Source organism: Colwellia sp. BRX8-9 (assembly GCF_014077245.1).
GTDB lineage: Bacteria > Pseudomonadota > Gammaproteobacteria > Enterobacterales > Alteromonadaceae > Colwellia_A.
On record NZ_JACGVN010000069.1, the window covers coordinates 1 to 337 of the forward strand.

The following is a 337-nucleotide window of genomic DNA, read 5'->3' on the forward strand; positions in this document are numbered from 1 at the left end:
TTAAAACAACTTGGCTTTCCTAAGAAGGTATTAGGACATTCGGACGCGGGATGGAGCAGTCTGGTAGCTCGTCGGGCTCATAACCCGAAGGTCGTCAGTTCAAATCTGGCTCCCGCAACCAACTTAAGATATAAGTATAAAATCAGGTCGTCAGTTCCCTTTCAATTAGATATGGGCTCCGATAACCAACTTACGCTTAAGTATAAAAAGCAAATTCTTAAGTTTGAATTAAAACAACTTGGCTTTCCTAAGAAGGTATTAGGACATTCGGACGCGGGATGGAGCAGTCTGGTAGCTCGTCGGGCTCATAACCCGAAGGTCGTCAGTTCAAATCTGG

1 tRNA gene is annotated in these 337 nt (G+C 44.5%); it reads left to right on the plus strand.

From position 1 onward, the window contains the following. Positions 1-44: 44 nt before the first annotated feature. Positions 45-121, plus strand: a tRNA-Met gene (locus tag H4J70_RS20315). Positions 122-337: the final 216 nt, after the last annotated feature.